Consider the following 22,141-nt stretch of genomic DNA (forward strand, 5'->3'; position numbering starts at 1 on the left):
CGAGCACGGACGGGTGAACGGTCGGCAGGACCGGGCGCCCATGTGGCGCTTCCAGGCGCGGATCCCGCGCCGTTCGTTGTGGCGAACTACACATGAGGAGACATGAATGAAAAGCACAACCGAAAACTGGGGCGGCCGCGCTACCCTGATGGTGGCGCACTGCGCCGGGATGGTCGATCTGGTCGCGCTGCCGGTCTGGGTTGGGGTCCTGATCAGCGGATATGGATTGGATCCGCAGCAAGCAGGCGGGCTTGCTACCTTGTTCCTGCTCGGGGCCGTCTCCGCAAGCCTGCTGGTCGCTCCCCGCTTCGCCCGACTGCCCGCGCGCGCCACCGCGGCGGCTGGCTTTGCCATCGCGGCCCTGGCATTCGGTGCCGTCGGGATGGTCGACGGCTACATGACGATGGCGGTCTTGCACGTGGTCGCAGGCCTGGCCGCGGCAACCGCGTTGAGCGTCACGCACGCCACCATCGGCGCCAGCGGCAACCCGCATCGTCTGTTCGCCATCGTCGGCTTCGCGCTGGGCGTTTTCGGCATCCTGTTCATGGGCGGCGTGCCGAAGATTGTGGCCGCCGTGGGCGCGCCCGCGCTGTTCCGGTGCTTCGCCGGCATCATGGCCTTCGCCGCCTGCGTAGCCGCGCTGGGCTTTCCCGAAGCCCCTGCCGCGAGCGCGGTTACGCAGCGCTCCGGCGCCAAGTTGCCACGCGCGGTATGGCTGGCCGCGATCGGCGTGAGCTGCATGGCGCTGGTGCAGGCAATGATGTTCGCTTTCGTCGAGCGCATTGGGGCCGATCGCAGTTTCGGCGCTGGGACCGTGGCGGGCGTGCTGATCGCGCTCGGTTTTGTCAACCTGATCCCGGCGCCGCTCGCCGCCTTCCTGCAAAAGCGCGTCAACCCACGCACGGTGCTCGTCTGCGGCCCCGTTGTGCAGGCGCTGCTGGCCTTGCTGATGACGCAAAGTCAGACATTCGTTCCCTATGCGGCCGGCGCGATGTTCTTCGCCGCCGTGATGATCTTCACTCATACCTTCGCGTTCGGCTTGCTGGCCGCGCTCGACCCTAGCGGCCGTGCGGTGGGCGCGACACCAGCCATGCTAATGATCGGTGCCGCGGTTGGGCCCATCCTCGGCGGGACTGTCGTCAAGCTGGCCGGCTACCAGAGCCTGGGGTTCGCGGCGGTCCTCATCGCCGCCTGCGCGGTGGCCTGCTTCATGCCGCGCCGGGCCGCCAACGCAGTCCTCTCGCAACGCTGAGCGCAAGCGTTTCTTTTTGCTCGCTGCGCGCCTGCCGGGATGTCCGGCAGGCGGGTTCGCATCGGCGCGGCACGATGTATCGGCCGCGCCGATAGATGTCATCGATAGTCTCAAGTTCTCCGCTGCGAGCGCTCGCTATACCATCAATCCATAACAAATCGGCACCACGGTGCCGCCACAAGATGGAGACCACGCCCATGCATTCCCGGGATTAACCGCAGCATCCACTCCGCCCGCTCCATGTCGGGCGCTTCCAGCCAAACGATTCCGGACAGGTGCCCCATCGGCTGCGCCAGGGAATCGCTTTGCCGTATTCACTTTGCAGGGAACGTGGAATGAATCTGAATGTTTCAAGTTTGTATTCCCGGGCTGCGCTGCTGGCGATATTGATGCCTGCAAGCGTCGCCGCGGCGCCCGAGGCGGCTGTGCTGGCCCGGCCGGCACTGAAGGCTGAGCGGCTGCACAGCCGCAGCTTCCTGGCGCTTGCGAGCGCCGGCAAGCGCCTGGTGGCAGTGGGGGAACGCGGTCTGATCGCGCTTTCCGACGATCATGGCGCCAGCTGGCGCCAAGCCAGCACGCCGGTCAGTATCACGCTGACCTGCGTCAGTTTCGTCGATGCGCGCCTGGGCTGGGCGGCGGGGCATGCAGGCGCAATTCTGCATACCGCCGACGGCGGTGCGACCTGGACCCTGCAAACGGACGGACGCGCGGTCGCGCGACAGATACAGACTTCGGTATCGGACGTGAGCGCCGGTACGGCAGCCGCCGGCATGGCGGCCGTGGCCGCGCAGCTGGTCGCCGATGGACCGGACAAGCCCTTCCTCGACATCCAGTTCAGCGATGCACGCCATGGCGTGGCGGTGGGAGCGTACGGGCTGGCGGTGAAGACCGACGATGGTGGCCGGACCTGGCAGTCGTTCATGCACCAGGTCCCCAATCCCAAGGGCCTTCACCTGTACGCAGTGCGGATGGCGGGGGACTCGGTCTGGCTGGCGGGCGAGCAGGGCTATCTGGCCCGTTCCGCCGGCGCCGGTCACGACTTCCAGCGCATCGAGACGCCTTACCGGGGCAGCTATTTCGCGCTGGCGGCAAACGGTAACGGGGTGGTCGTGGCGGGATTGAAGGGCAATGCCTTCCAGGTCAGCCCGGACGGGGTCGCCTTCAGCCGTATCGAAGGCGCGCCGCCGGTCTCGTTCAGCAGTGTGACCAAGCTGCGTGACGGCAGGCTGGCATTCACCAACCAGGCTGGCCAGGTGCTGTTGGCGCCGCACCTGGGCGCCCGGCTGACGATTCTGCCCGCGGGCCCACGCGCCCCGTTGAGCGCAGTGGCCGAGTCCGCGGACGGCCGTCTGGTGCTGGCCGGGGCCGCCGGCCTCGAGCGCATGGCGCCGGACGTCGCGAAGACCGGAGGACGGCAATGAACGTCACGTCTTCGACTTCCCGCCTGGACCCGATTCCCGACCTGGAACACTTCGACCGCCAATCCGGCTCCTTCGCGGAGCGGCTCTTGTTCAACCACCGCGCCATTGTCGTGGCGCTCTGCATGGCGCTGACGGCGCTGCTGGCCTGGACGGCCCAGGGGCTGCGGTTGAACGCCAGCTTCGAGGACATGATCCCGAAGAGCCATCCGTACATCGCTAACTACCTGAAGAACAAACAGGACCTGGCGGGCCTGGGCAACACGGTGCGGATCGCGGTCGCTGCCAAAGGAGGCAGCATCTACGATCCGGCCTATCTGGTGACGCTGCAGCGCGTCAGCGACGAGGTATTCCTGCTCCCCGGCGTCGACCGCGCCGCGATGAAGTCGCTGTGGACACCATCGACGCGCTGGGTCGGCGTCACGGAGGATGGCATGGACGGCGGCCCGGTCATCCCGAACGAATACGATGGCTCGCCCGCCAGTATCGACCAGGTGCGCATGAACGTACAGCGCTCCGGCCAGGTCGGCCAGCTGGTGGCGCGTGACGGCGGGTCCAGCATCATCTATGTGTCGCTGCTGGCGATCGACCCGGAGACCGGCAAGGCGCTGGACTACGCCGTCTTCTCCGAGCGGCTGGAGGGGATCCGCGCGCGTTATCAGGCGCAGAACGTCGACATCCACATCGTCGGCTTCGCCAAGGTGGTGGGCGATCTGATCGACGGCATCCGCCTGATCCTGCTGTTCTTCGCCGTGGCCATCCTGATAGCGACGGCCATGCTGTACTGGTACACCCGCTGCGTACGCAGCACCTTGCTGGTGGTGTTGTGTTCTTGCGTGGCGGTCGTGTGGCAGCTCGGCCTGCTGCCGCTGCTCGGCTACGCGCTCGATCCCTATTCGGTGCTGGTGCCTTTTCTGGTGTTTGCGATCGGCATGAGCCACGGCGCGCAAAAGATGAACGGCATCATGCAGGACGTCGCCCGCGGCGCGCACCGCATCATCGCCGCGCGCTTCACGTTCCGCCGGCTGTTCCTGGCCGGGCTCACGGCCCTGCTGTGCGACGCGGTCGGCTTCGCGGTGCTGATGATCATCGATATCAAGGTGATCAAGGACTTGGCGGTGGTGGCCAGCATAGGTGTCGCGGCCCTGATTTTCACCAACCTGATTCTGCTGCCCATCCTGCTGTCCTACCTCGGAGTGAGCGCGAAGGCGGCGCAACGCAGTCTGGGCCATGGCGGGGAGGGCAGGGGCAATGGCGCCCTATGGGGCCTGCTCGGCAAGTTCACGGAGCGGCGCTGGGCCGGGCCGACGGTCGTGCTTGCCGTGCTCATGGGCGTGGCGGGCTATGCCGCGAGCCTGCACCTGAAGATCGGCGATCTCGACCCGGGCGCCCCGGAACTACGCGCCGACTCGCGCTACAACCGCGACAACGCCTACGTGGTCGGCCACTACGCGGCCAGTAGCGACGTGTTCGCCGTCATGGTGCGTACGCCCGAGGGCCAGTGCGCGGCCTACGACACCTTGATGCATGTCGATGCTCTGGAGTGGCGCCTGGCGCAGCTCCCCGGGGTCGACTCCACCAATACCATGGCTTTGCTGAACCGCCGCGTGATCACCGGACTCAACGAGGGCAACCTGAAGTGGTACGAGCTGCTGCAGAACCAGAGCTCACTGAACATGGTCACTGCCGGCGCCCCGCGCGGCCTGTACAACAATTCCTGCAACTTGCTGACGATGTACGTCTACCTGCGCGACCACAAGGCCGACACGCTCACGCGCGTGGTGGAGGAGGTCGAGCGCTTCGCCGCGGATAACAACACGGCCGACGTTCAGTTTCAGCTTGCGGCCGGTAACGCGGGCATTGAAGCGGCCACCAATATCGTCGTGAAAGACGCCAGCCGGGCCATGTTGTACTGGGTCTACGGCGCCGTTGTGCTGCTGTGCCTGGTTACCTTCCGCTCCTGGCGCGCGGTGCTATGCGCCGTTCTGCCGCTGGTGCTGACCTCGATCTTGTGCGAAGCGCTGATGGTCGCCCTGGGCATCGGCGTCAAGGTGGCGACCCTGCCGGTGATCGCCCTCGGCGTGGGCATCGGCATCGACTACGCGCTGTACGTGATGAGCATCATGCTGGCCCGGCTGCGCGCCGGCGACAGCCTCGACCAGGCCTACCGCGAGGCATTGCACTTCACAGGCAAGGTCGTGCTGCTGACCGGCGTGACGCTGGCGGTCGGTGTGTTCACCTGGGTCCTGTCGCCCATCAAGTTTCAGGCCGATATGGGCCTCCTCCTGGCATTCATGTTTCTTTGGAACATGGTGGGTGCGCTCGTGCTGTTGCCGGCACTGGCCCGCTACCTGCTGCCTGAAATGCCGCAGACGAGCGGGACGGAGTCAACCACGAAGCCTGGAGATGCGCCTGCCGTCGGTGTCGCGCATTCCGCCGCCAACCTTCAATAGCAGCAAACACACGCACCAATAACAAGGGAGACATCATGAATCGATTCAGGCCGACACCAGAAAAATCCGGGCCGCCGCGGCGTTCAGTCATCGGGCAGGCCGTCCTCGCCGTAGCCGCCGGCGTTGCAGCATCGGCAGTGCATGCGGGGCCGGTCGAGACCGACAATCCGGATCTCAAAATTCGGTTCGACAACACGGTCAAGTACAGCCAAGCCTACCGGCTGCAGGACCGTTCGCCGGGTCTGGCGAGCTGCGCGATCTGCCTGAATCAGAACGACGGCGATAACAATTTCGGCAAAGGCCTGGTGTCGAACCGCGTCGACCTGCTCAGCGAGTTCGATATCGCTTACCAGAATGTCGGCCTGCGTGTTAGCGGGGCCGCCTGGTATGACGCGAAGTACCGCTCGTCCAACGACAACAATACCGTCACCGCCAACCACGTTCCGCGCAATGAGTTCCCGAATGCGACCCGCAAGCTGCTCGGGAAAAAGGCGGAGCTGCTGGATGCCTTCGTGTTCGGCAAGACGAGCTTTGGCGATACCCAGGCCACTTTCCGTCTCGGACGCCATACCCTGCTGTGGGGCGAGAGCCTGTTTTACGGCTCCAACGGCATCGCCGGGGGCCAGGCGCCGATCGACCTGGTCAAGCTGCTCAGCGTGCCGAATGCGCAATTCAAGGAGACCGCCATGCCGACAGGTAAGCTGTCCGGCCAGGTACAGGTCAACGAAGATTTGTCGTTGGGCGGTTACTATCAGTATGAATGGCGCAAGACCCGGTTGATGCCGGTGGGCGGCTATCTCTCGACCTCCGACACGATGGGGCCGGGCGCCGAGCGCATCATCGCCGGCAATCCGGCGCTGCCGAATCCGCCAGTCTTCGCCGTGCTGCCCGACCAGGAACCGAAGGGTAGCGGGCAGTACGGTCTGCAGCTGCGCACGCGTGTGCCGAGCATTGATACCGATTTCGGCTTCTATGCGACCCGCTACCATGCGACCACGCCCTCGAACATCTACAGCACCCTGACCGGCTTCCCGCCGACGCTCCACCCCTCGACCTTCCTGTGGACTTACGCGGAAGGCATTCGCGCCTATGGTGCGAGTTTCGCCAAGGCCATCGGCGAGGTCTCGCTGAGTGGCGAAGCGTCAGTGCGGCACAATGCCCCACTGTCCAGCTCTGGCCAGGCGATTCTCAGCAGCATTGGTGTCAATGTCGGCCTGAACAACAACAGCAAGCCGGGTTATGCGATCGGCGAAACCGCGCACGCGCAGCTTTCCTGGCTGGCCAGCCTGGGCCCCTCGTTCATCTCGCGCGAAGCCTCCTTCCTGGGCGAGATCGCCTGGAACCGCATCACCTCGGTCACCCGCAACGCCAGCATGCTCAATCCGAACGCGGACCGGTCGGCGACCGCCTTGCGGATGGTGTTCTCGCCCACCTACCGCCAGCTGTTCCCAGGCGTCGATGTCAGCGTGCCGGTCGGCGTGAGCCATACGCGCGGCCGTTCGGGCGCGGTGGGGCCAGGTTTCGGCGTGGATCGCGGTGGCGACATGAATCTGGGCGTCTCCGCCATCTACCTGAACGGCTGGACACTGGCGGCGAATTACACGTGCTTCTACGGGCCGGAAGGTCCGACCCTTGATGCCGCCAACAACGCGCAGTTCAAGCAGGCCCTGCGCGATCGCGACTACCTCTCTCTGTCGCTCCGCAACACATTCTGACCAGGAGTACACCATGCACCACACCCAAACGAACAAGATCACGTCGCGCCTGATTCCGGGACTCTGTCTGGCGATGGCATTCGGCGCCCAGACGCCGGTCTACGCAGGTGTCACCGCGGACGAGGCGGCCCAGCTGAAGTCTACCTTGACGCCGATGGGTGCAGAACGGGCCGGCAACAAGGAGGGCACGATCCCCGCCTGGACCGGCGGCTATACGACGCCGGTACCTGGTTTCAAAAACGGCGGCCGGCGCGGCGATCCGTTTGCGAGCGACAAGCCGCTGTTTCAGATCACGGCCAAGAACATGGACCAGTATGCCGACAAGCTCACGGACGGCACCAAGGCGCTGCTGAAGAAGTATCCGAACAGCTACCGTGTCGACATCTACACCACCCGGCGCACCGCCGCAGCCCCGCAATGGGTCTATGACAACATCTACAAGAACGCCACCAGCGCCAAGCTCGATGGCGACGTGGTGAGCGGCGCCTACGGAGGTATTCCCTTCCCGATCCCAAAGAGCGGCTGGGAAGTGATGTCCAACCACCTGCTGCGCTGGCGCGGCGAAGCCTGGCAGCAGGACTTCCGCCAGTTCTTGACGACATCTGACGGCAAGCGCGTACTGTCCAGCGAAGGTCAGGGCACCTACCAGATGCCGTACTACTTCAAGGACGGCGCCGACAAGTTCAAGAACAACAATTACTGGATGCTGCGCCTGGTGACGGCGGCGCCCGCGATCCGGGCCGGGGAAGCCATCTCCGGCATCGAGAACCTGGATCCGGACAAGACCCAGGCCTGGGTCTACCTGACCGGTCAGCGCCGTACTCGCAAGCTGCCGAACGCCTGCTGCGATACGCCGACGCCGGCATCCGCCGGGGTGATGAGCTTTGACGAGATCGACGTCTGGAATGGCCGCGGCGACCGCTTCGACTGGAAGATCGTGGGCAAGAAAGAGATCTACATTCCCTACAACGCGAACGGCCTGTACACGCCAAAGACGGATGCGGAAGTCTTCGGGACGAACCACCTGAACCCCGACCACGTGCGCTGGGAGCTGCACCGCGTGTGGGTGGTCGAGGCCACCCTCAAGCAGGGCAAGCGCCACCAGGCGCCGAAGTCACGCTACTACGTCGACGAGGATACCTGGGTGGCGGTGCTGGGCGATCGCTGGGACGCCAAGGGACAGCTGTGGAAGACCCTGTGGTCGCATCCGGTGGTGATGCCAGATCTGCCAGCTACCACGCCGCCGCAGCAATTCGGCTTCAATGACCTCCTGACCGGGGCCTGGTACATGAGCGGAGCGGTGAACGAGAAGAATACCCACTATCGCATCATCGGCCGTCAACCGGAAGCCAGTTTCACCGGCGATGCGCTGGCGGGCGAGGGTGTCCGCTAGCAGCTGCGCCGCCGACGGCCGGTGGGTTCCCGCTCGCACCGGACCCATTGGCCGGCCGGATAGCACCCTATCGGGAGAATCCATTTTACGGCAGTGGAGATGCGCACTTACAGTAAGCCGTCGCCGTGAAGCATTGGCCTTCCCGGCTTTAAACAATCATCCGACACGAAACAACAATGTTCAAATATTTCCCAACAAACTACCCTTGGAACCTCTCGGTTGACCTGGCCATCGAGATGGGGGCCCGGATCGGCGAGATCGAGGAAATGTGTGCGCCGTTGCAGGAAGCGGCAAGGCAGCCTGATGCCGCGGGAACTAAGGCATTCCGCGAAACCTGGAGCCGTATGGCCGACAAGCTGTGCGGGCTGGCCGAAGAGGACGAGGCGCTCGGTCGCCTGATTTCGGCAGGCGATAAATATGGGCGCGCGGCCACCTACTACCAGACCGCCGAGCGCCTGCAGGCGCACGGTTCGCCGGGACGGGTGGAGCTGTATCGCCGCTTCATCGACGTCTTCAACCGCGGTATCAAGCTTGCTGGCGAGAACTGCGAGCGCGTCGAGATCCCGTATGGCGACGCGCACATCTCCGGCCTGCTCGTGCGAGCCGAAGGCGTGACCGGGCCGGCGCCGATCCTGGTGCAAGTCAACGGCCTCGATTCGACCAAGGAAATGAAATACCGCGTCGGCCTGCCGCACTGGCTTGCTAGGCGCGGCGTGTCTTCGCTCGTGATCGACCAGCCGGGCACCGGCGAGGCGCTGCGCCTGCACGGCATGCATGCCGTCTACGACAGCGAGCGCTGGGCCAGCAAGGTGGTCGACTGGCTCGAGACCCGTGCCGACGTCGACTCGAAACGCATCGGCCTGGAAGGTGTGTCGCTGGGCGGTTACTACTGCCCGCGCGCGGTCGCCTTCGAGCCGCGCTTCGCCATGGGTGTGGTATGGGGCGCCAATCACGACTGGCGCGACGTGCAGAAGAAGCGCCTGGAGAAAGAAGGCAGCTTCCCGGTGCCGCACTACTGGGAGCACGTGCGCTGGGTATGGGGCGCGAAGGACCAGGACGACTTCATGCGCATCGCCGAGAACGTGCACCTGGACGGCATCCTGGACCGCATCAAGGTGCCGTTCCTGGTCACCCACGGCGAGAAGGACTCGCAAATCCCGCTGCACTGGGCCGTCCGCACGTACGACCAGCTGGTCAACAGCCCTAAGCGTGAGCTGAAGATCTTCACTGAACGCGAAGGCGGCGTGCAGCACTCGAGTTTCGACAACTCGGCCAATGCCGGCGCGTACATTGCCGACTGGGTCGCCGAAACCCTGGGCGGCCGTACCGCCCTGTAATCCCACGATAGCCTAAAGAGAGAAACACATGAACATCATCGGACCCGACGCGCTGGTCTTCGGCGTGGACGACGTGGCCGCCTGCGCGCAATACCTGACCGACTATGGCCTCACACCGGTCGGCAACGGTCGCTTCGAAGCGCTGGATGGCACCGCAATCGTCCTGGCGCACAAGGACGATCCGGCACTGCCGGCATCGCTCGGCACAGCAAGCATGCTGCGCAAGACCATCTATGGCGTCGCCGACCAGCAGGCGCTCGGCGCCATCGAGGAAGAACTCGGCCGCGACCGCGAGGTACGCACGCTCGCTGACGGCAGCATCGAGGCGGTCGACGACATGGGCTTCGTGCTCGGCTTCCAGGTGACACCACGCCGCCCGCTGGATCTTCCGGCCGAAGCGGTCAACGCGCCGTACGCGCCGGCTGGACGACCGGCCAACGTCATCGGCGTCGACGAGAACGCGCCGGCGCTGCCGCGCACGTTGTCGCACGTCGTGTATTTTGTTCCGGATGCCGTGAAGGCCGAGGCCTTCTACGTGGAGCGGCTGGGATTCCGCTGCACCGACCGCCTCCTGGGCGCGGGGCCTTTCCTGAAACCAGCCGGGACCAGCGACCACCACACGCTGTTCCTGATCCAGACACCGCCGTTCATGAAGGGATGCGAGCACTTCACCTTCCACATGGGCGGCCCGACGGAAGTCATGCAGGCCGGCACCCGCTTCGTGAACAAGGGCTACCAATCGTTCTGGGGGCCAGGCCGCCACAAGATGGGCTCCAACTGGTTCTGGTACTTCAACAGCCCGCTCGGCTGCCACGTTGAGTACGACGCCGACATGGACCTGCATGACGAAATGTGGACGGCGCGCGCTGTGCCGATGAGCGCGGACGCCTCGCAACTGTTCCTGTTCCAGCAGCGCGACAAGTGGGCGCCGGGCGGACCGCCGCCGGGTGCGGCCGGCGCGGGCGAACGGCACTGACGGCACGCTGATGGCCACCCCGGTATTCCTGTGCCGCGACGGTGAACTGGCGGAAGGCGAATCGCGTGGCTTCGATCCCTGGAACGATGGACAAGACACCGTGCTGCTGGTGCGGCACGGGGGCAAAGTCCACGGCTGGCGAGATGCCTGCCCGCACCATGGCGGCACGCCGATGGCCTGGCGCAAGGACGCTTATCTCAACTATGAGCGGGACCGGATCGTGTGTGCCGCCCATGGCGCCCAGTTCGACATCGCAAGCGGCGCCTGCGTGCTCGGCCCTTGCCTGGGCCAGTCGCTGCAACGGGTCGAGCTCATGACGACGACCGAACAACATATATACGTTTGCCCCCAGGGCCAAGAGGAGACATGACATGGCATGCCCAGTCAACAAGGTGCTGATCATCGGCGGCGGCTTTTCCGGCATGGCCGCCGCCATCCAGCTGCGCAAGCGCGGCATTGAGGTCGACCTGGTCGAGATCGACCCGGGCTGGCGCTCCTACGGCGCCGGCATCAGCATGGGCGGCGCCAGCATGCGCGCGCTGAGCCAGCTCGGCGTGATCGACGCCTTCCTCGACGAGGGCGCTGCATCCGACGGCGTCGAGATATTCATCCCGACCGGCCAGAAGGTTGCCGAACTGCCGACTCCGCGCATCGCCGGTCCCGAGGTGCCGGGTAACGGCGCCATCATGCGTCCTGTGCTGGCGCGCATCCTGGCAGACGCCACGCGCGCCTCGGGCGCAAACGTGCGCCTGGGTTGTACCTTTACCTCGATCGATACTGACGCGAGCGGGGTCGAGGTGGCATTCATCGATGGCAGCAAAGGACGCTACGACCTTGTGATCGGCGCCGACGGCCTGTATTCGAAGGTGCGCGAAACCGTCTTTCCGGACTCCCCGAAGCCGGAGTACAGCGGGCAGGGCGTATGGCGCGCTGTGCTTCCGCGCCTGCCGGAAGTGAATGGCACCATGATGTGGATGGGCCCGAAGGTCAAGCCCGGCCTGAATCCGGTATCGCGCGACGAGATGTACCTGTTCGTGACCGAAGACCGCGCTACCAACGATTTCATCGACCCGGCCGAGTTCCTGCCTCGCCTGAAAGCTTTGCTGGCGCCGTTCCCGGCACCCCTCCTGCAGCAAGTGCGCGAGCAGTTGAACGAAAGTTCGCAGGTCATCTTCCGTCCGCTGGAGAGCATGTTCATGCCCAGCCCCTGGTTCAAGGGCAGGGTGGTGCTGATCGGAGACACGGTGCATGCCACTACACCGCACATGGCCTCGGGCGCATGCATCGGCATCGAAGATGCGATCGTGCTGGCCGACGAGTTGGCCGCCGCCGGCAGCGTCGACCAGGCGCTGGACCGCTACCTGGCGCGCCGCTGGGAACGCTGCCGCATGGTTGTGCAGAACTCGGGGCGCCTGGGCGAGATCGAGATCGCCGGCGGCGACAAGGAAGAACACGCGCGCATCATGCGCACGACGCTCGCGGCACTGGCCGCGCCAATTTGAGGAGCTACCGATGACCCGTAAATTTATCGACCTGTCGATCTACCTGGAAAACGAGGTGCTGTCGGATCCGCCTCCGCTGGCGCCGAAGATCACCTACCAAAAGCACACCGACACGCTGCCCGAATTCATGGCCATGATCCCGGGCACCACGGTCGCCGACTACCCGGACGGCGAGGCCGCTGCCGCCGAATGGGTGACCATGACGACCCACAGCGGCACCCATCTGGACGCGCCTTACCACTTCCATTCGACGATGGATGCGAAGTCGGGCGAGAAGAAGGCGTCGATCACGATCGACGAGGTGCCGCTGGAGTGGTGCTTCCAGCCGGGCGTGAAGCTGGACTTCCGCCACTTCCCGGATGGCTACGTTGCAACGGCTGCCGACGTTGAAACGGAACTCAAGCGCATCGGCCATGACCTGCAGCCGCTCGACATCGTCGTGGTAAATACCCGCGCGGGCAGCCGCTATGGCCACAACGACTTCGTCCAGGCCGGCTGCGGCATGGGGTACGAAGCAACCATGTATCTGCTCGAACGCGGAGTGCGTCTCACCGGTACCGATGCCTGGAGCTGGGACGCACCATTCTCGTACACCGCGAAGAAGATCACCGAGACTGGTGATGTCTCGCTGATCTGGGAAGGACACAAGGCTGGCCGCGACATCGGCTACTGCCATCTGGAGAAGCTGCACAACCTCGAAGCCTTGCCAGCTCATGGCTTCTACATCAGCTGCTTCCCGCACAAGGTCAGGCGCGGTTCGGCAGGCTGGACCCGCGCGGTGGCGATCGTCGACGACGAGTTGCTGGCACTGCCCCGCAGCGGAGAGACGCGATGAAGCTGGCCACATACCGCAACGGCCGGCCAGATGGGTGCCTGATGGTGGTTTCGCGTGACTTGGCCAGCGCGGTCGACGTGTCGGCTCTGGCGCCGGACCTGCTCCACGCGATCCAGGGCTGGGAGCGCCTGGCTCCGCAACTGCAGCAGATCTCCGACGCGCTCAACGAGGGGTGCGCGACCGGCGCCATAGTCTTCGAGCCCGCCCGATGCATGGCGCCACTGCCGCGTACGTTCCAATGGTGCGACGCTTCGGCCTTTCTGAACCATGGGCGCCTGATGGAGCGGGCATTCAACACGGCGCCGATCCCGGATTTTGAGTCGGTTCCAGTGATGTACCAGGGCGCTGCCGACGACTTCCTCGGTCCGCACGATGCGGTGCCGCTGCCAGATGAAGCGCTCGGGATCGACTTCGAGGGAGAGTTTGGCGTGATCGTCGGATCAGTCGCCATGGGCACGCCCCCATCCCGGGCACTAGAAGCGGTGCGCCTGCTGGTCCAGTTGAACGACTGGAGCCTGCGTGCACTCGGTCCGCGCGAGATGAAAAGTGGCTTCGGCTTCCTGCAGGCCAAGCCGTCGACAAGCTTCGCCCCGGTGGCAATCACGCCGGACGAGCTGGGCGACGCATGGCGCGACGGCCGCGTGCACCTCGACCTTGAGGTCGAGTGGAACGGCCAGGCTTTCGGTCATCCCAACGGCGGCGAGATGAACTTCGGCTTCGGCGAACTGATTGCGCATGCGGCGCGTACACGCCGGCTTAGCGCCGGTACTGTTATCGGCTCCGGCACCGTCTCGAATGTATCGCGCGACGCCGGCTCGGCCTGTATCGCGGAGAGGCGCGTGATCGAGATCATCGACCATGGTGAACCGCGTACCGCTTTCATGCGCTTTGGCGACAGGGTGCGGATGCGCGCGCGCGCCTCTGGCGGAGAACTGCCGTTCGGGATTATCGAGCAGCAGGTCGTCTGTGCCGGGGTGCCAGGCGCCTGAAATGGACAATTGTCCGCACTGGCCGAACCAGCTCTGACAGATGGATTTAAAAGGGTATCCTACGTTGACCGACGAAATTGGCCCGCCAGTGCGATCTCCTGACGGTACTGTCGGCAGGCGGACTTAAGCTCATACGTAATTCGGCAAGGCAACGTCGATGAATCGGCACGCTCAGTCATGGCCAGCAGCGCGGAGCCGACAAGCCCAATCACGCCAGCCCTCTGTTCCGGTCATTGCGCGCCGCACTAACGCAAAAGGCGTCTTCACGCTTTTGACCGCACGTCGATACGATCCTGCCGAGAAAACTCTCTGATGAAATTCGCGACTTGGCGACAGGTACGTTGTCTTTGTCCGCACAGCAACGATCTGTGGTCAAACCATCACGCATAAACGTTTTTTGAGTGAAATTATATTTTCCATATAGATATTCTGACCCATTATCGAACCCGCGATGCGTCTTGAGTTATTCAAGGCTTCAACTCTCCAGTCTTGTGTCCCCACGGGGCACAGGACCGGAGACAAACTAGAGTGTCACCTTCCTAAGATTATGAAAAGTCATTCCCTCGCAGCACTGCTGCTTCTCCCTCTGGCTGTGTCAACTGCGTATGCGCAGGACGGCGAGACCTCGTCCGTCCGTGTGAGCGGCTTCGGTACCGGTGCCCTGACCTGGACGAACACCAACGATGCGCAATTTGCTCGCACGAACCAGGCAAGCGGTGCTGGCACGTCACCACGTACTGGTGTCGATTCCAACCTTGGCGTGCAAGTCGACGCCAAGATCAACGATTGGCTGTCGCTCACCGGCCAAGGCCTGGTCCGCAAGTTTGGCGAAGACGACTACGGCGCGGATGCCACGTTAGCATTCGCCAAGTTCAAGTTTTCCGATACGCTGAACGTACGCGTCGGCCGCGTGCCGCTGGCGATCTTCATGGTCTCTGATTATCGCAACGTGGGCTATGCCAACACGATGGTGCGTCCATCCCAGGAAGTGTATTCGCAAGTGCCGATGGACAGTCTCGACGGAGCCGACCTGAGCTGGCAGCAGAACATCGGGTCCTCCACGTTGACCACGCAGCTTGCCTATGGCAGCTCTACCACCACGATGGCGGGAGGAGTCGGCAAGGCCAAGCTCACGGACGCAAGCGTCGTCAATTTCATTTTCGAGCAGGGTCCGTATACGCTGCGCTTCGGCCGCAATGACGGCAAGCTGTCGCTCGACCAAGGAGCCTTCCATTTGCCAAAGACCAAGGTGTCATTCACCGGCATCGGTTTTAGTATGGACTCGAACAACGTCGTCGTGCAATCCGAGTACACGCAAGCGCGAGGAATCGGAAATGGCAGCAACGGCTGGTATGTAATGGGCGGATACCGGTTTGACAAGGTGCTGCCGTACTACAGTCACGGCAAGGAAACACGCGATATCGCACAGAGCACGGATAGTGTTGGCCTGCGCTGGGACGCTTTCCGCTCGGCTGCCCTAAAGTTCCAAGTCGACCGTGTCGATCCAACAGGCCGCGGATTGTTCATTCAGCCCAAGACCGGCTTCCATGGCCCCGTCACCGTCGGCACGATTGCCGTCGACTTCGTTTTCTAAGGAGGCAGCCATGCACAATACGATCCGTTCCCTTGCTTTCGTTGTTGCTTTCGTTGTTGCGTTCGGCGCCGCGTTGCCTGCCCTGGCCGAAGTCGTCGTCGTCGTCAACCCGGCCGCGCCGCAGGCATCGATGACCAAGGATGAAGTCGCACAACACTTCCTTGGCAAAGCCAGCTCACTGACGCCGATCGACCAACCGGAAAACGCCCCGATCCGTGCGGAGTTCTACAAAAAGGTCGCCGACAAGGACATGTCGCAAGTAAAAGCGCTGTGGTCGAAGCTGGTCTTTACGGGTAAGGCGACGATGCCGAAGGAAGTCGGCAGCAGCGCCGAGGTGAAGAAAGCGGTTGCCGCGAATCCGAAAGCCATCGGCTACATCGAGAAGAGTGCAGTCGACGCCACGGTCAAAGTAATCTACACGGCCCCATAACCCTGGCTTGACCTTATCGGTCCGCCGTGCCGTCAACCGGCCGGCGGAGCGTTATGCAGTGCCATCACCGCTAGAGAACCATGAGCATCAAACGCAAGATATGGGCATTGCCCGTCATATCGACCCTCGTGTTCGGCTTCGGCATCGGCGTCAGTTCCGTGATCGCGACCGATGCGATGCACTCCATCGACAGAACGTCGACCCTTGACTATCCGTTGCTGGAGACTGCGAAAGCGTTGAATCTCGAAGTTGGCGCGATTTCAGATGGCTTGCGCGACGCGGTCAGCGAAGGCGACAAGTCGCGCATTGCCCAGATCGGCGAGCAGGCCGGCAAGGTTCTCGCGCGCCTCGACAAGCTCGCCCGCCTCGAAGGTCAGGGCGCGTCCGGTGCCCGGCTCAAGAAGGAATTCGACGACTATTACGCGCCGGCGTTGATGGCCGCACGCATCATGCTGGAGATCGAGCAGGGCGATGTCCAGGCCGCGGTTGGCAAGATGCAAACGGCGCAGCGTGTCCTGCAGGCCGATCTCGTCCGGGTCGGCGACGCAGCGCAACGCCAGTTCCAGGCCGGCGTCGGGCATAGCGGTGACGGCGTGCGCCGGGTGTTGTGGACGATGGTTCTGACCGCGCTGGTGGTGGTGGCCGGACTGGCAACCGTATCGTGGTTCGTCGTCCGGGCCATCTGGCAGCAACTCGGTGGCGAACCCGAGTATGCGCGGGCGATCGCACAGGCGGTGGCCGGCGGCGACCTGGCGATGGACATCCGTACCGACCGCAGCGACAGCGTGCTGGCCGCCCTCGCCGAAATGCGCACGCGCCTCGCTACACTCGTGGCCGGCATCAAGTCGTCCGCCGACACGATCGCTTCCGCCAGCGCGGAGATCGCCCGGGGCAACGCCGACCTGGCCGGGAGGACCGAAGCGCAGGCGCACAACCTGGATCTCACTAACCGTTCGATGCGGGAGCTGACCGGCACAGTGGAGCAGAACATGACAAGCGTGGGCGAAGCGAACCAGTTGGTTGGCGACGCCACGCGCATCGCAACGCGCGGCGGAGAGGTGGTCGACAGCGTAGTGGCGACGATGGGGGACATTAATGCGTCGGCAGGCAAGATCGTCGACATCATTGGCGTCATCGATGGCATCGCGTTCCAGACCAATATTCTGGCACTGAACGCGGCGGTGGAGGCGGCGCGCGCGGGAGAGCAGGGCCGCGGGTTCGCCGTGGTCGCCAGCGAGGTGCGCAACCTCGCCCAGCGCAGTGCTGCGGCGGCGAAGGAAATCAAGGCGCTGATCGGAGATTCCGTATCGAAGGTCACCACCGGGAGCGCACTCGTCGACGAGGCGGGCGCCACGATGAAGCTGATCGTCGATTCGGTCCGGAAGGTGGAAATGATCATGACCGAAATCAGCGCGGCCGGACAACGCCAGGCCATCGGCATCGACCAGATCGGCCAAGCCATCGGTAGCATGGACGAGATGACGCAGCAGAACTCTGCACTCGTCGAAGAGGCGTCGGCCGCGGCGGAATCGCTGTCCGACCAAACGACGCAACTGACTGATGCGTTGCAGGTCTTCAGGCTGGATGCGGGTTCGTCGCGCCCGGATGTGTCTGGCCGTCAGCTGACGCCGGCATTGGGCATCCCCTCGCGACGGTAGAGAAATTCCCTCGTTTATGAATACATTGATTTTCCGGCAAGCACAACCCGCAGATGTTGCCTAGACATTGACGTGGCCGTAACGATGATGTGACGGATCGCCGATCCGCCTTAACAACGAAGACCTTGAAACATATGAAGAGATCACATGCACCCGATGCCAAGACCGCCAACATCATGGCGGGCGAGGTGTAAGGGATGATCCGGACCGCAAAATCGTTCGGCATGCTGTATGTGGCGACCCTGCTGATGCAGCTGGGATCGACCTTGCTGATTACCTGGCTAGCGCTGCGCCTGAACGCCGCTGGAGCGGCTGAGTTCTGGGTCGGCGCACTGATGGCGGCCAACGCCCTCGGCATGGTCTTCGGCGGCGGCGTCGGCCGCCTGCTGATCGGGCAGGTCGGGCACGTTCGCGCTTACCTCATGAGCGGCGGCGTCATCGTGGCGGCGCTACTCGGCCACGTGTGGTCGACGGCGTTGCCGGCATGGCTCGTATTGCGCCTCATGGTGGGCATGGCGATGATGTGCCAGCTGATGGTGATCGAGAGCTGGCTGAACGAACGGGCCGAGAACAACGGGCGGGGCAAGGTGCTCGCCATCTACATGGTTGCTTCGTACGGCGGCATGATGCTCGGCCAGCTCGCCCTGGGCCTCGATGACAAGGACGGCACGCTCGCCTTGCCGATGGTGGCAATGGCGTTCGTCCTGTGCTTTGTGCCGCTAGTCCTGACGCGGATCCCACCGCCCATGGCGCGCGCGGCTGCGCCTGTCGTCCCTGGCCAGCTGGTGCACGGCCTTTCGCAGGCGGTCCTGACCGTATTCGTCTCGGGGATGCTGAACGGTAGTTTTTTCGGGCTGTCCGGGGTGTATGCGGCACGGCAAGGCATGGACACCGCCGCGGTCGGCCGGTACCTGGCGCTGACCGTCGTTGCTGGCGTGCTCGCGCAGCTGCCATTGGGACTGCTATCTGACCGCGTGCTGCGGATTACGCTGATCCGCGGCATCGCCATCTTGCTCGCATGCGTGTGCTTGCCGCTAGGTATCTGGCAGGGGCCGCCGCAGGCCACGCTGATAGCGTTTTCCTTTGCGATCGGCAGTCTGCAGTTCTGCCTTTATTTGCTGGGCGCGGGGCTTGCGAACGAACGCATCTGTCCAGACATGCGTGTGCCGCTCGTCGGCATGCTGCTCAGCGTCTTCGGCATTGGCTCATGCCTGGGTCCGCTGATCGCCGGTGCATTGATGACGTCGACGGGAGCGTCGAGCCTGTATTACTTTTTCGCCGGTTGTGCCGCGGTCCTCGCGGTGGTGGTCGGGCATACGCTACGCGGCGATTCTCAGGCCGCGAAGGATGCGCCGGTACCTCACTGATCTCGGAGTCTTAGTCATCTGCACTTGTGCTGGCCGAAGGTCCGAGCAGGACAGATGCCGCCTGTCTCGGCCAGCATTCCTTGAACTGACGAGTGGTTTCGGCAAAGCAGGCGGGAAATCTTTTGAAGCAAATCGCCTTGCCGCCATCGCTCCCACATCAGTGTTTTTTACGCTTGAAATAGTAGATACGACGTTTCCGGTTGATGTGAACACTCCTCCACACGTCTTAGAGTGTTGCGTTCATCAGTTGAATCCGCGGCCAATAGCGGGCGCTCAAGAGGAATCTTAGATGGCGTCATCGTTTCCGACGACGCCCATCCGTCATGAGCGACGGCTGATATTTACAAACGTTCCTTACGCGTGCCCGCTCTCCCATCTTCTGGAGACACGTCGAAAAGTTTTGTTATGTACTTTTTAACTTCGGAAAGCCTGAGACTCCATACCGAATATTTACTTTTTTCATCCGACTACCCCGAACGGGCAATAGTGTGATTGAAGAAGCGATGGGCCGCGCCAGCGAGACAATCGGCTGCATGGTCAGTCAGCTTAGGAGTCAAGAAGTGCGGTGGCGATTTAGCTTGTTAGTGCCAGCGTGAAAGATGTATAGTAAGTCAACCAACAAAGCTACTTTAGAAATTAAAGTTGCCAGTGGCTTTCACTCAAACAAACTTATCAACCATATGCTGTTTCCCGATGAAATTCCAGCCGTCTTCGTAACGCATGCTGCGGCAGTTCTTGCTGATACCAACAAAGGGCTAAGCGGCAGCGAGATCGTTCGGTCCTGCTCGGCTTATGCTGTCGATGCCGATGTCAACATTCCCTTTGCTTCGTATCCGTTTTCTTCAGCCATGGGCACAAACAAGCGCACAGCCCTGTTCGAGAACATCGTGGCGTTGCCATCGAGCTGGCGGTTCAAGATCATCCAGGAACTGTGCGATCACCGCTCCATCCAGCATGGCCGAGGAGGCGCACAAGCTGAAACTCCAGCTTCTCTCTCGCTATGGACATCTCTCGACAGAAGTTAGCGCGAGGGACCTCAACCATGTATTGACACAGGAGACACGTCATTGGCTCGGTGGCTGTCCCAAGGCTTTGAAGCTATACGAGGCGGCACAACAGAAAAGAGAGCATGGAGTTTTCGAGCGCAACGTAATGGACGACTTGCGTCTTGCTCTCGAGGTTCTACTCCATAGCCTGCTGAACAATCATAAGTCGCTGGAGAACCAGACTCAGCCGCTCGGCGCCTTTATCAAGCAGCCCAAAGGCTCACCTGAACTTGCCAATATGTTTTGCAAACTCTTCGAGTACTACTCGAAGTATCAGAACACCTATGTCAAGCATGACGCGGCTGTTGTTGAGGAAGAGGTTGACTTCATTTTTGAGGTGACGTCCTGCTTCATGCGTCACCTAGTGCGCATCGCTAGCCAAGCCTAACAAGATTTCTTCCTGCGGCGCCTTGTTTACTTCGCTACGTCAGCAGCGTGCCGATCTCAGCGAAGCTAGTGGTTTGGCTCATACTCGTAAACGTGTAATGGAATCTAAATTATGGAAACGGTTTTGAAGATAGGGGATACGGAAGCGCTTGATCTGTGCACGCAGCAGGAAAGCGACTTTTTCGATCGAAAATCAGTGCGGATCAAACCTGGTCAACTGCAAAACGTTGCCGTTGCGTTTGCCAACGCGGAAGGCGGCACGGTCGTTGTTGGTATCGAAGACGCTAAGACGAACAGAAGCAACGACCCTCTCAGCCAATGGCAAGGCGCTGACAGCATTGAGTCCTTCAATCCTATTATTGTGGCTTTAGCCGATCTCAATCCAAGCATTGACTTCGTGCATCAGTTCTTGTACAGGGAGGGTGGATACAAAACCGATTATGTTTTGCGCTTGAAGATACGCAAGAGCCAGAAGGTACACGAAACGTCCAAAGGTGAGGTCTTGTTACGCAAAGGGGCGCAATCGATATCAGTCACTGGTGCGAAGATCCAGGAACTGATGCGGGCCAAGGGCGTTATTTCCGAAGAGGACACTGTGCTGCCATCCGTGCGCGCAGAGACGATTCTTGAAGGGGATCCATTCAAGAAATTCATCGCGAACCTCAAGATCACAGACAAGGACCCATTTAACTTCGCCGTTCAGGAAAATCTTCTGCCCGAAGACATGCACCCGACCGTCGCGTTGGTCCTGCTGTTTGCCAAAAACCCAAGTGCGTCGATGCCAAGGCAATGTGCTGTGAAGATCGTCCGGTACGACTCTTCGGAAGAGGAAATAGAACGCGATGCACTGACCGACGATCGGCACACGATCGAAGGACCTTTACACGACCAGATTGCCGAGGCATTCCACACGCTCAAAGAGGTCATCAGTAGATGTTTGTGCTGGACGATGGAAGGCTTACAGGCCCCCGATTATCCAGATGATGCCCTCTATGAACTGCTGGTCAATTCGGTTTTGCATCGGGACTATAGCATTTCTGACAATGTGTTGATTAGCGTTTATCGCAACCGTATCGAGTTTCGTAGCCCAGGGCGCCTGCCTGGGTACGTCACGGTTAAGAACATCAGGGATGCACGATTCTCCAGAAATCCCAAGTTGGTACGGCTTTTGGCAAAGTACCCTGATGCGCCCAACAAAGATCTGGGAGAGGGAATCAACACGGTGTATGAGCGGATGGGGCAAGCGGGCTTTATCGATCCAATTTTGCGCGAAGATGGCGTTAACCTCTACGTTGTTCTCAAGCGCGAGCCGAAGGATGACCCTGCGAATATCGTCACCAAGTTCGTAAGCAAGCATGGAGCCATCACTAATCGACAGGCGCTTGATATCCTAGCACTCGAGCATTCCGAGCAAGCCACGGCGCTGTTTGCGAAAATGCGGGAGCAAAAGCTGCTCATACGTGAAGACGAAAAGCAAACAGGCGTGCGCGTTCGGTGGGTCAAGCCTGGGCCAGCGCACGCAAGCAACGCGTGACACTGAAACCAGGTGTGTTTGTAACTGTCAAGGTCTTTAACCACGGCGACAAGTCGGTTCGCCGGATAAGCGCCGAGAACAAGGAGCCTGTGGCGGTGCCGCCGGTCGTCCCTTGAAAGCAAATGTATCGCAGAAAAACGGTCCCTCAGCCGTTTTTATCGCCCGTACCCTTGAGTTATAATTTCTGTTGTCATCGATGTCCTCCTGTCACCGGCGCATCACTTCACCCAGCCGCGTCTGCTCCCAGACCGATGC

18 protein-coding genes are annotated in these 22,141 nt (G+C 62.2%); all 18 read left to right on the top strand.

The annotated features are described in order from the left end of the window. Window positions 1-106: 106 nt before the first annotated feature. Window positions 107-1,252: an MFS transporter gene (locus tag P0M04_RS21155; protein WP_259447151.1), complete on the top strand. Its 1,146-nt coding sequence runs from the start codon at window positions 107-109 to the stop codon at window positions 1,250-1,252. 335 nt (window positions 1,253-1,587) lie between these two features. Then, window positions 1,588-2,673, top strand: coding sequence for a YCF48-related protein (locus P0M04_RS21160; protein WP_259447150.1), 1,086 nt, complete (start codon window positions 1,588-1,590; stop codon window positions 2,671-2,673). After that, a complete protein-coding gene (locus P0M04_RS21165) occupies window positions 2,670-5,123 on the top strand; it encodes an efflux RND transporter permease subunit (protein WP_259447149.1) in 2,454 nt (817 codons plus the stop codon). The genes P0M04_RS21160 and P0M04_RS21165 overlap by 4 nt, the downstream gene beginning before the upstream one ends. A 35-nt stretch (window positions 5,124-5,158) precedes the next feature. Next, window positions 5,159-6,838: a DUF1302 domain-containing protein gene (locus P0M04_RS21170; RefSeq protein ID WP_259447148.1), complete on the top strand. Its 1,680-nt coding sequence runs from the start codon at window positions 5,159-5,161 to the stop codon at window positions 6,836-6,838. A 13-nt stretch (window positions 6,839-6,851) separates the two neighbouring features. Then, window positions 6,852-8,231 carry a DUF1329 domain-containing protein gene (locus P0M04_RS21175; RefSeq protein WP_259447147.1) on the top strand — a complete coding sequence of 460 codons (1,380 nt, stop codon included), beginning with the start codon at window positions 6,852-6,854 and terminating at the stop codon, window positions 8,229-8,231. Between the two features lie 176 nt (window positions 8,232-8,407). Further along, window positions 8,408-9,568: an alpha/beta hydrolase family protein gene (locus P0M04_RS21180; protein WP_259447146.1), complete on the top strand. Its 1,161-nt coding sequence runs from the start codon at window positions 8,408-8,410 to the stop codon at window positions 9,566-9,568. Between the two features lie 28 nt (window positions 9,569-9,596). Then, window positions 9,597-10,544, top strand: coding sequence for a VOC family protein (locus tag P0M04_RS21185; protein ID WP_259447145.1), 948 nt, complete (start codon window positions 9,597-9,599; stop codon window positions 10,542-10,544). Window positions 10,545-10,554: 10 nt separating this feature from the next. Beyond that, on the top strand, window positions 10,555-10,914 hold the full coding sequence (locus tag P0M04_RS21190; RefSeq protein ID WP_259447144.1) for a Rieske (2Fe-2S) protein: 360 nt from the start codon (window positions 10,555-10,557) through the stop codon (window positions 10,912-10,914). A gap of 1 nt (window position 10,915) precedes the next feature. Then, on the top strand, window positions 10,916-12,046 hold the full coding sequence (locus P0M04_RS21195) for an FAD-dependent oxidoreductase (RefSeq protein ID WP_259447143.1): 1,131 nt from the start codon (window positions 10,916-10,918) through the stop codon (window positions 12,044-12,046). Window positions 12,047-12,056: 10 nt separating this feature from the next. Beyond that, the gene (locus P0M04_RS21200; protein WP_259447142.1) at window positions 12,057-12,881 is read left to right on the top strand and encodes a cyclase family protein; all 825 of its coding nucleotides are present in this window, start codon (window positions 12,057-12,059) and stop codon (window positions 12,879-12,881) included. After that, on the top strand, window positions 12,878-13,870 hold the full coding sequence (locus tag P0M04_RS21205; protein WP_259447141.1) for a fumarylacetoacetate hydrolase family protein: 993 nt from the start codon (window positions 12,878-12,880) through the stop codon (window positions 13,868-13,870). Before P0M04_RS21200 ends, P0M04_RS21205 begins: the two co-directional genes overlap by 4 nt. A gap of 547 nt (window positions 13,871-14,417) precedes the next feature. After that, the gene (locus tag P0M04_RS21210) at window positions 14,418-15,464 is read left to right on the top strand and encodes a hypothetical protein (RefSeq protein ID WP_259447140.1); all 1,047 of its coding nucleotides are present in this window, start codon (window positions 14,418-14,420) and stop codon (window positions 15,462-15,464) included. A 10-nt stretch (window positions 15,465-15,474) separates the two neighbouring features. Beyond that, window positions 15,475-15,894: a type 2 periplasmic-binding domain-containing protein gene (locus tag P0M04_RS21215; RefSeq protein WP_259447139.1), complete on the top strand. Its 420-nt coding sequence runs from the start codon at window positions 15,475-15,477 to the stop codon at window positions 15,892-15,894. 80 nt (window positions 15,895-15,974) lie between these two features. After that, window positions 15,975-17,552, top strand: a complete 1,578-nt coding sequence (locus P0M04_RS21220; protein WP_281042060.1) for a methyl-accepting chemotaxis protein — start codon at window positions 15,975-15,977, stop codon at window positions 17,550-17,552. 197 nt (window positions 17,553-17,749) lie between these two features. Beyond that, entirely contained in the window at window positions 17,750-18,919 is a 1,170-nt protein-coding gene (locus P0M04_RS21225) for an MFS transporter (RefSeq protein ID WP_259447138.1), read from the top strand. A 599-nt stretch (window positions 18,920-19,518) separates the two neighbouring features. Continuing rightward, on the top strand, window positions 19,519-19,944 hold the full coding sequence (locus P0M04_RS21230) for a hypothetical protein (protein WP_259447137.1): 426 nt from the start codon (window positions 19,519-19,521) through the stop codon (window positions 19,942-19,944). Window positions 19,945-20,071: 127 nt separating this feature from the next. Beyond that, window positions 20,072-20,353 (top strand): hypothetical protein, encoded by a 282-nt coding sequence (locus P0M04_RS21235; protein WP_259447136.1) that lies wholly within the window; start codon window positions 20,072-20,074, stop codon window positions 20,351-20,353. 111 nt (window positions 20,354-20,464) lie between these two features. Beyond that, window positions 20,465-21,886, top strand: a complete 1,422-nt coding sequence (locus P0M04_RS21240; RefSeq protein ID WP_259447135.1) for an ATP-binding protein — start codon at window positions 20,465-20,467, stop codon at window positions 21,884-21,886. Window positions 21,887-22,141 lie beyond the last annotated feature (255 nt).

It is taken from the genome of Telluria mixta, assembly GCF_029223865.1.
In the GTDB taxonomy this organism is placed as follows: Bacteria; Pseudomonadota; Gammaproteobacteria; order Burkholderiales; family Burkholderiaceae_D; genus Telluria; species Telluria mixta.

Bases quoted from the DNA above. Each gene is read 5' to 3' on its own strand.
- P0M04_RS21155 (WP_259447151.1), top strand. From the start codon at position 107: ATGAAAAGCACAACCGAAAACTGGGGCGGCCGCGCTACCCTGATGGTG.
- P0M04_RS21160 (WP_259447150.1), top strand. From the start codon at position 1,588: ATGAATCTGAATGTTTCAAGTTTGTATTCCCGGGCTGCGCTGCTGGCG.
- P0M04_RS21165 (WP_259447149.1), top strand. From the start codon at position 2,670: ATGAACGTCACGTCTTCGACTTCCCGCCTGGACCCGATTCCCGACCTG.
- P0M04_RS21170 (WP_259447148.1), top strand. From the start codon at position 5,159: ATGAATCGATTCAGGCCGACACCAGAAAAATCCGGGCCGCCGCGGCGT.
- P0M04_RS21175 (WP_259447147.1), top strand. From the start codon at position 6,852: ATGCACCACACCCAAACGAACAAGATCACGTCGCGCCTGATTCCGGGA.
- P0M04_RS21180 (WP_259447146.1), top strand. From the start codon at position 8,408: ATGTTCAAATATTTCCCAACAAACTACCCTTGGAACCTCTCGGTTGAC.
- P0M04_RS21185 (WP_259447145.1), top strand. From the start codon at position 9,597: ATGAACATCATCGGACCCGACGCGCTGGTCTTCGGCGTGGACGACGTG.
- P0M04_RS21190 (WP_259447144.1), top strand. From the start codon at position 10,555: ATGGCCACCCCGGTATTCCTGTGCCGCGACGGTGAACTGGCGGAAGGC.
- P0M04_RS21195 (WP_259447143.1), top strand. From the start codon at position 10,916: ATGGCATGCCCAGTCAACAAGGTGCTGATCATCGGCGGCGGCTTTTCC.
- P0M04_RS21200 (WP_259447142.1), top strand. From the start codon at position 12,057: ATGACCCGTAAATTTATCGACCTGTCGATCTACCTGGAAAACGAGGTG.
- P0M04_RS21205 (WP_259447141.1), top strand. From the start codon at position 12,878: ATGAAGCTGGCCACATACCGCAACGGCCGGCCAGATGGGTGCCTGATG.
- P0M04_RS21210 (WP_259447140.1), top strand. From the start codon at position 14,418: ATGAAAAGTCATTCCCTCGCAGCACTGCTGCTTCTCCCTCTGGCTGTG.
- P0M04_RS21215 (WP_259447139.1), top strand. From the start codon at position 15,475: ATGCACAATACGATCCGTTCCCTTGCTTTCGTTGTTGCTTTCGTTGTT.
- P0M04_RS21220 (WP_281042060.1), top strand. From the start codon at position 15,975: ATGAGCATCAAACGCAAGATATGGGCATTGCCCGTCATATCGACCCTC.
- P0M04_RS21225 (WP_259447138.1), top strand. From the start codon at position 17,750: ATGATCCGGACCGCAAAATCGTTCGGCATGCTGTATGTGGCGACCCTG.
- P0M04_RS21230 (WP_259447137.1), top strand. From the start codon at position 19,519: ATGTATAGTAAGTCAACCAACAAAGCTACTTTAGAAATTAAAGTTGCC.
- P0M04_RS21235 (WP_259447136.1), top strand. From the start codon at position 20,072: ATGGACGACTTGCGTCTTGCTCTCGAGGTTCTACTCCATAGCCTGCTG.
- P0M04_RS21240 (WP_259447135.1), top strand. From the start codon at position 20,465: ATGGAAACGGTTTTGAAGATAGGGGATACGGAAGCGCTTGATCTGTGC.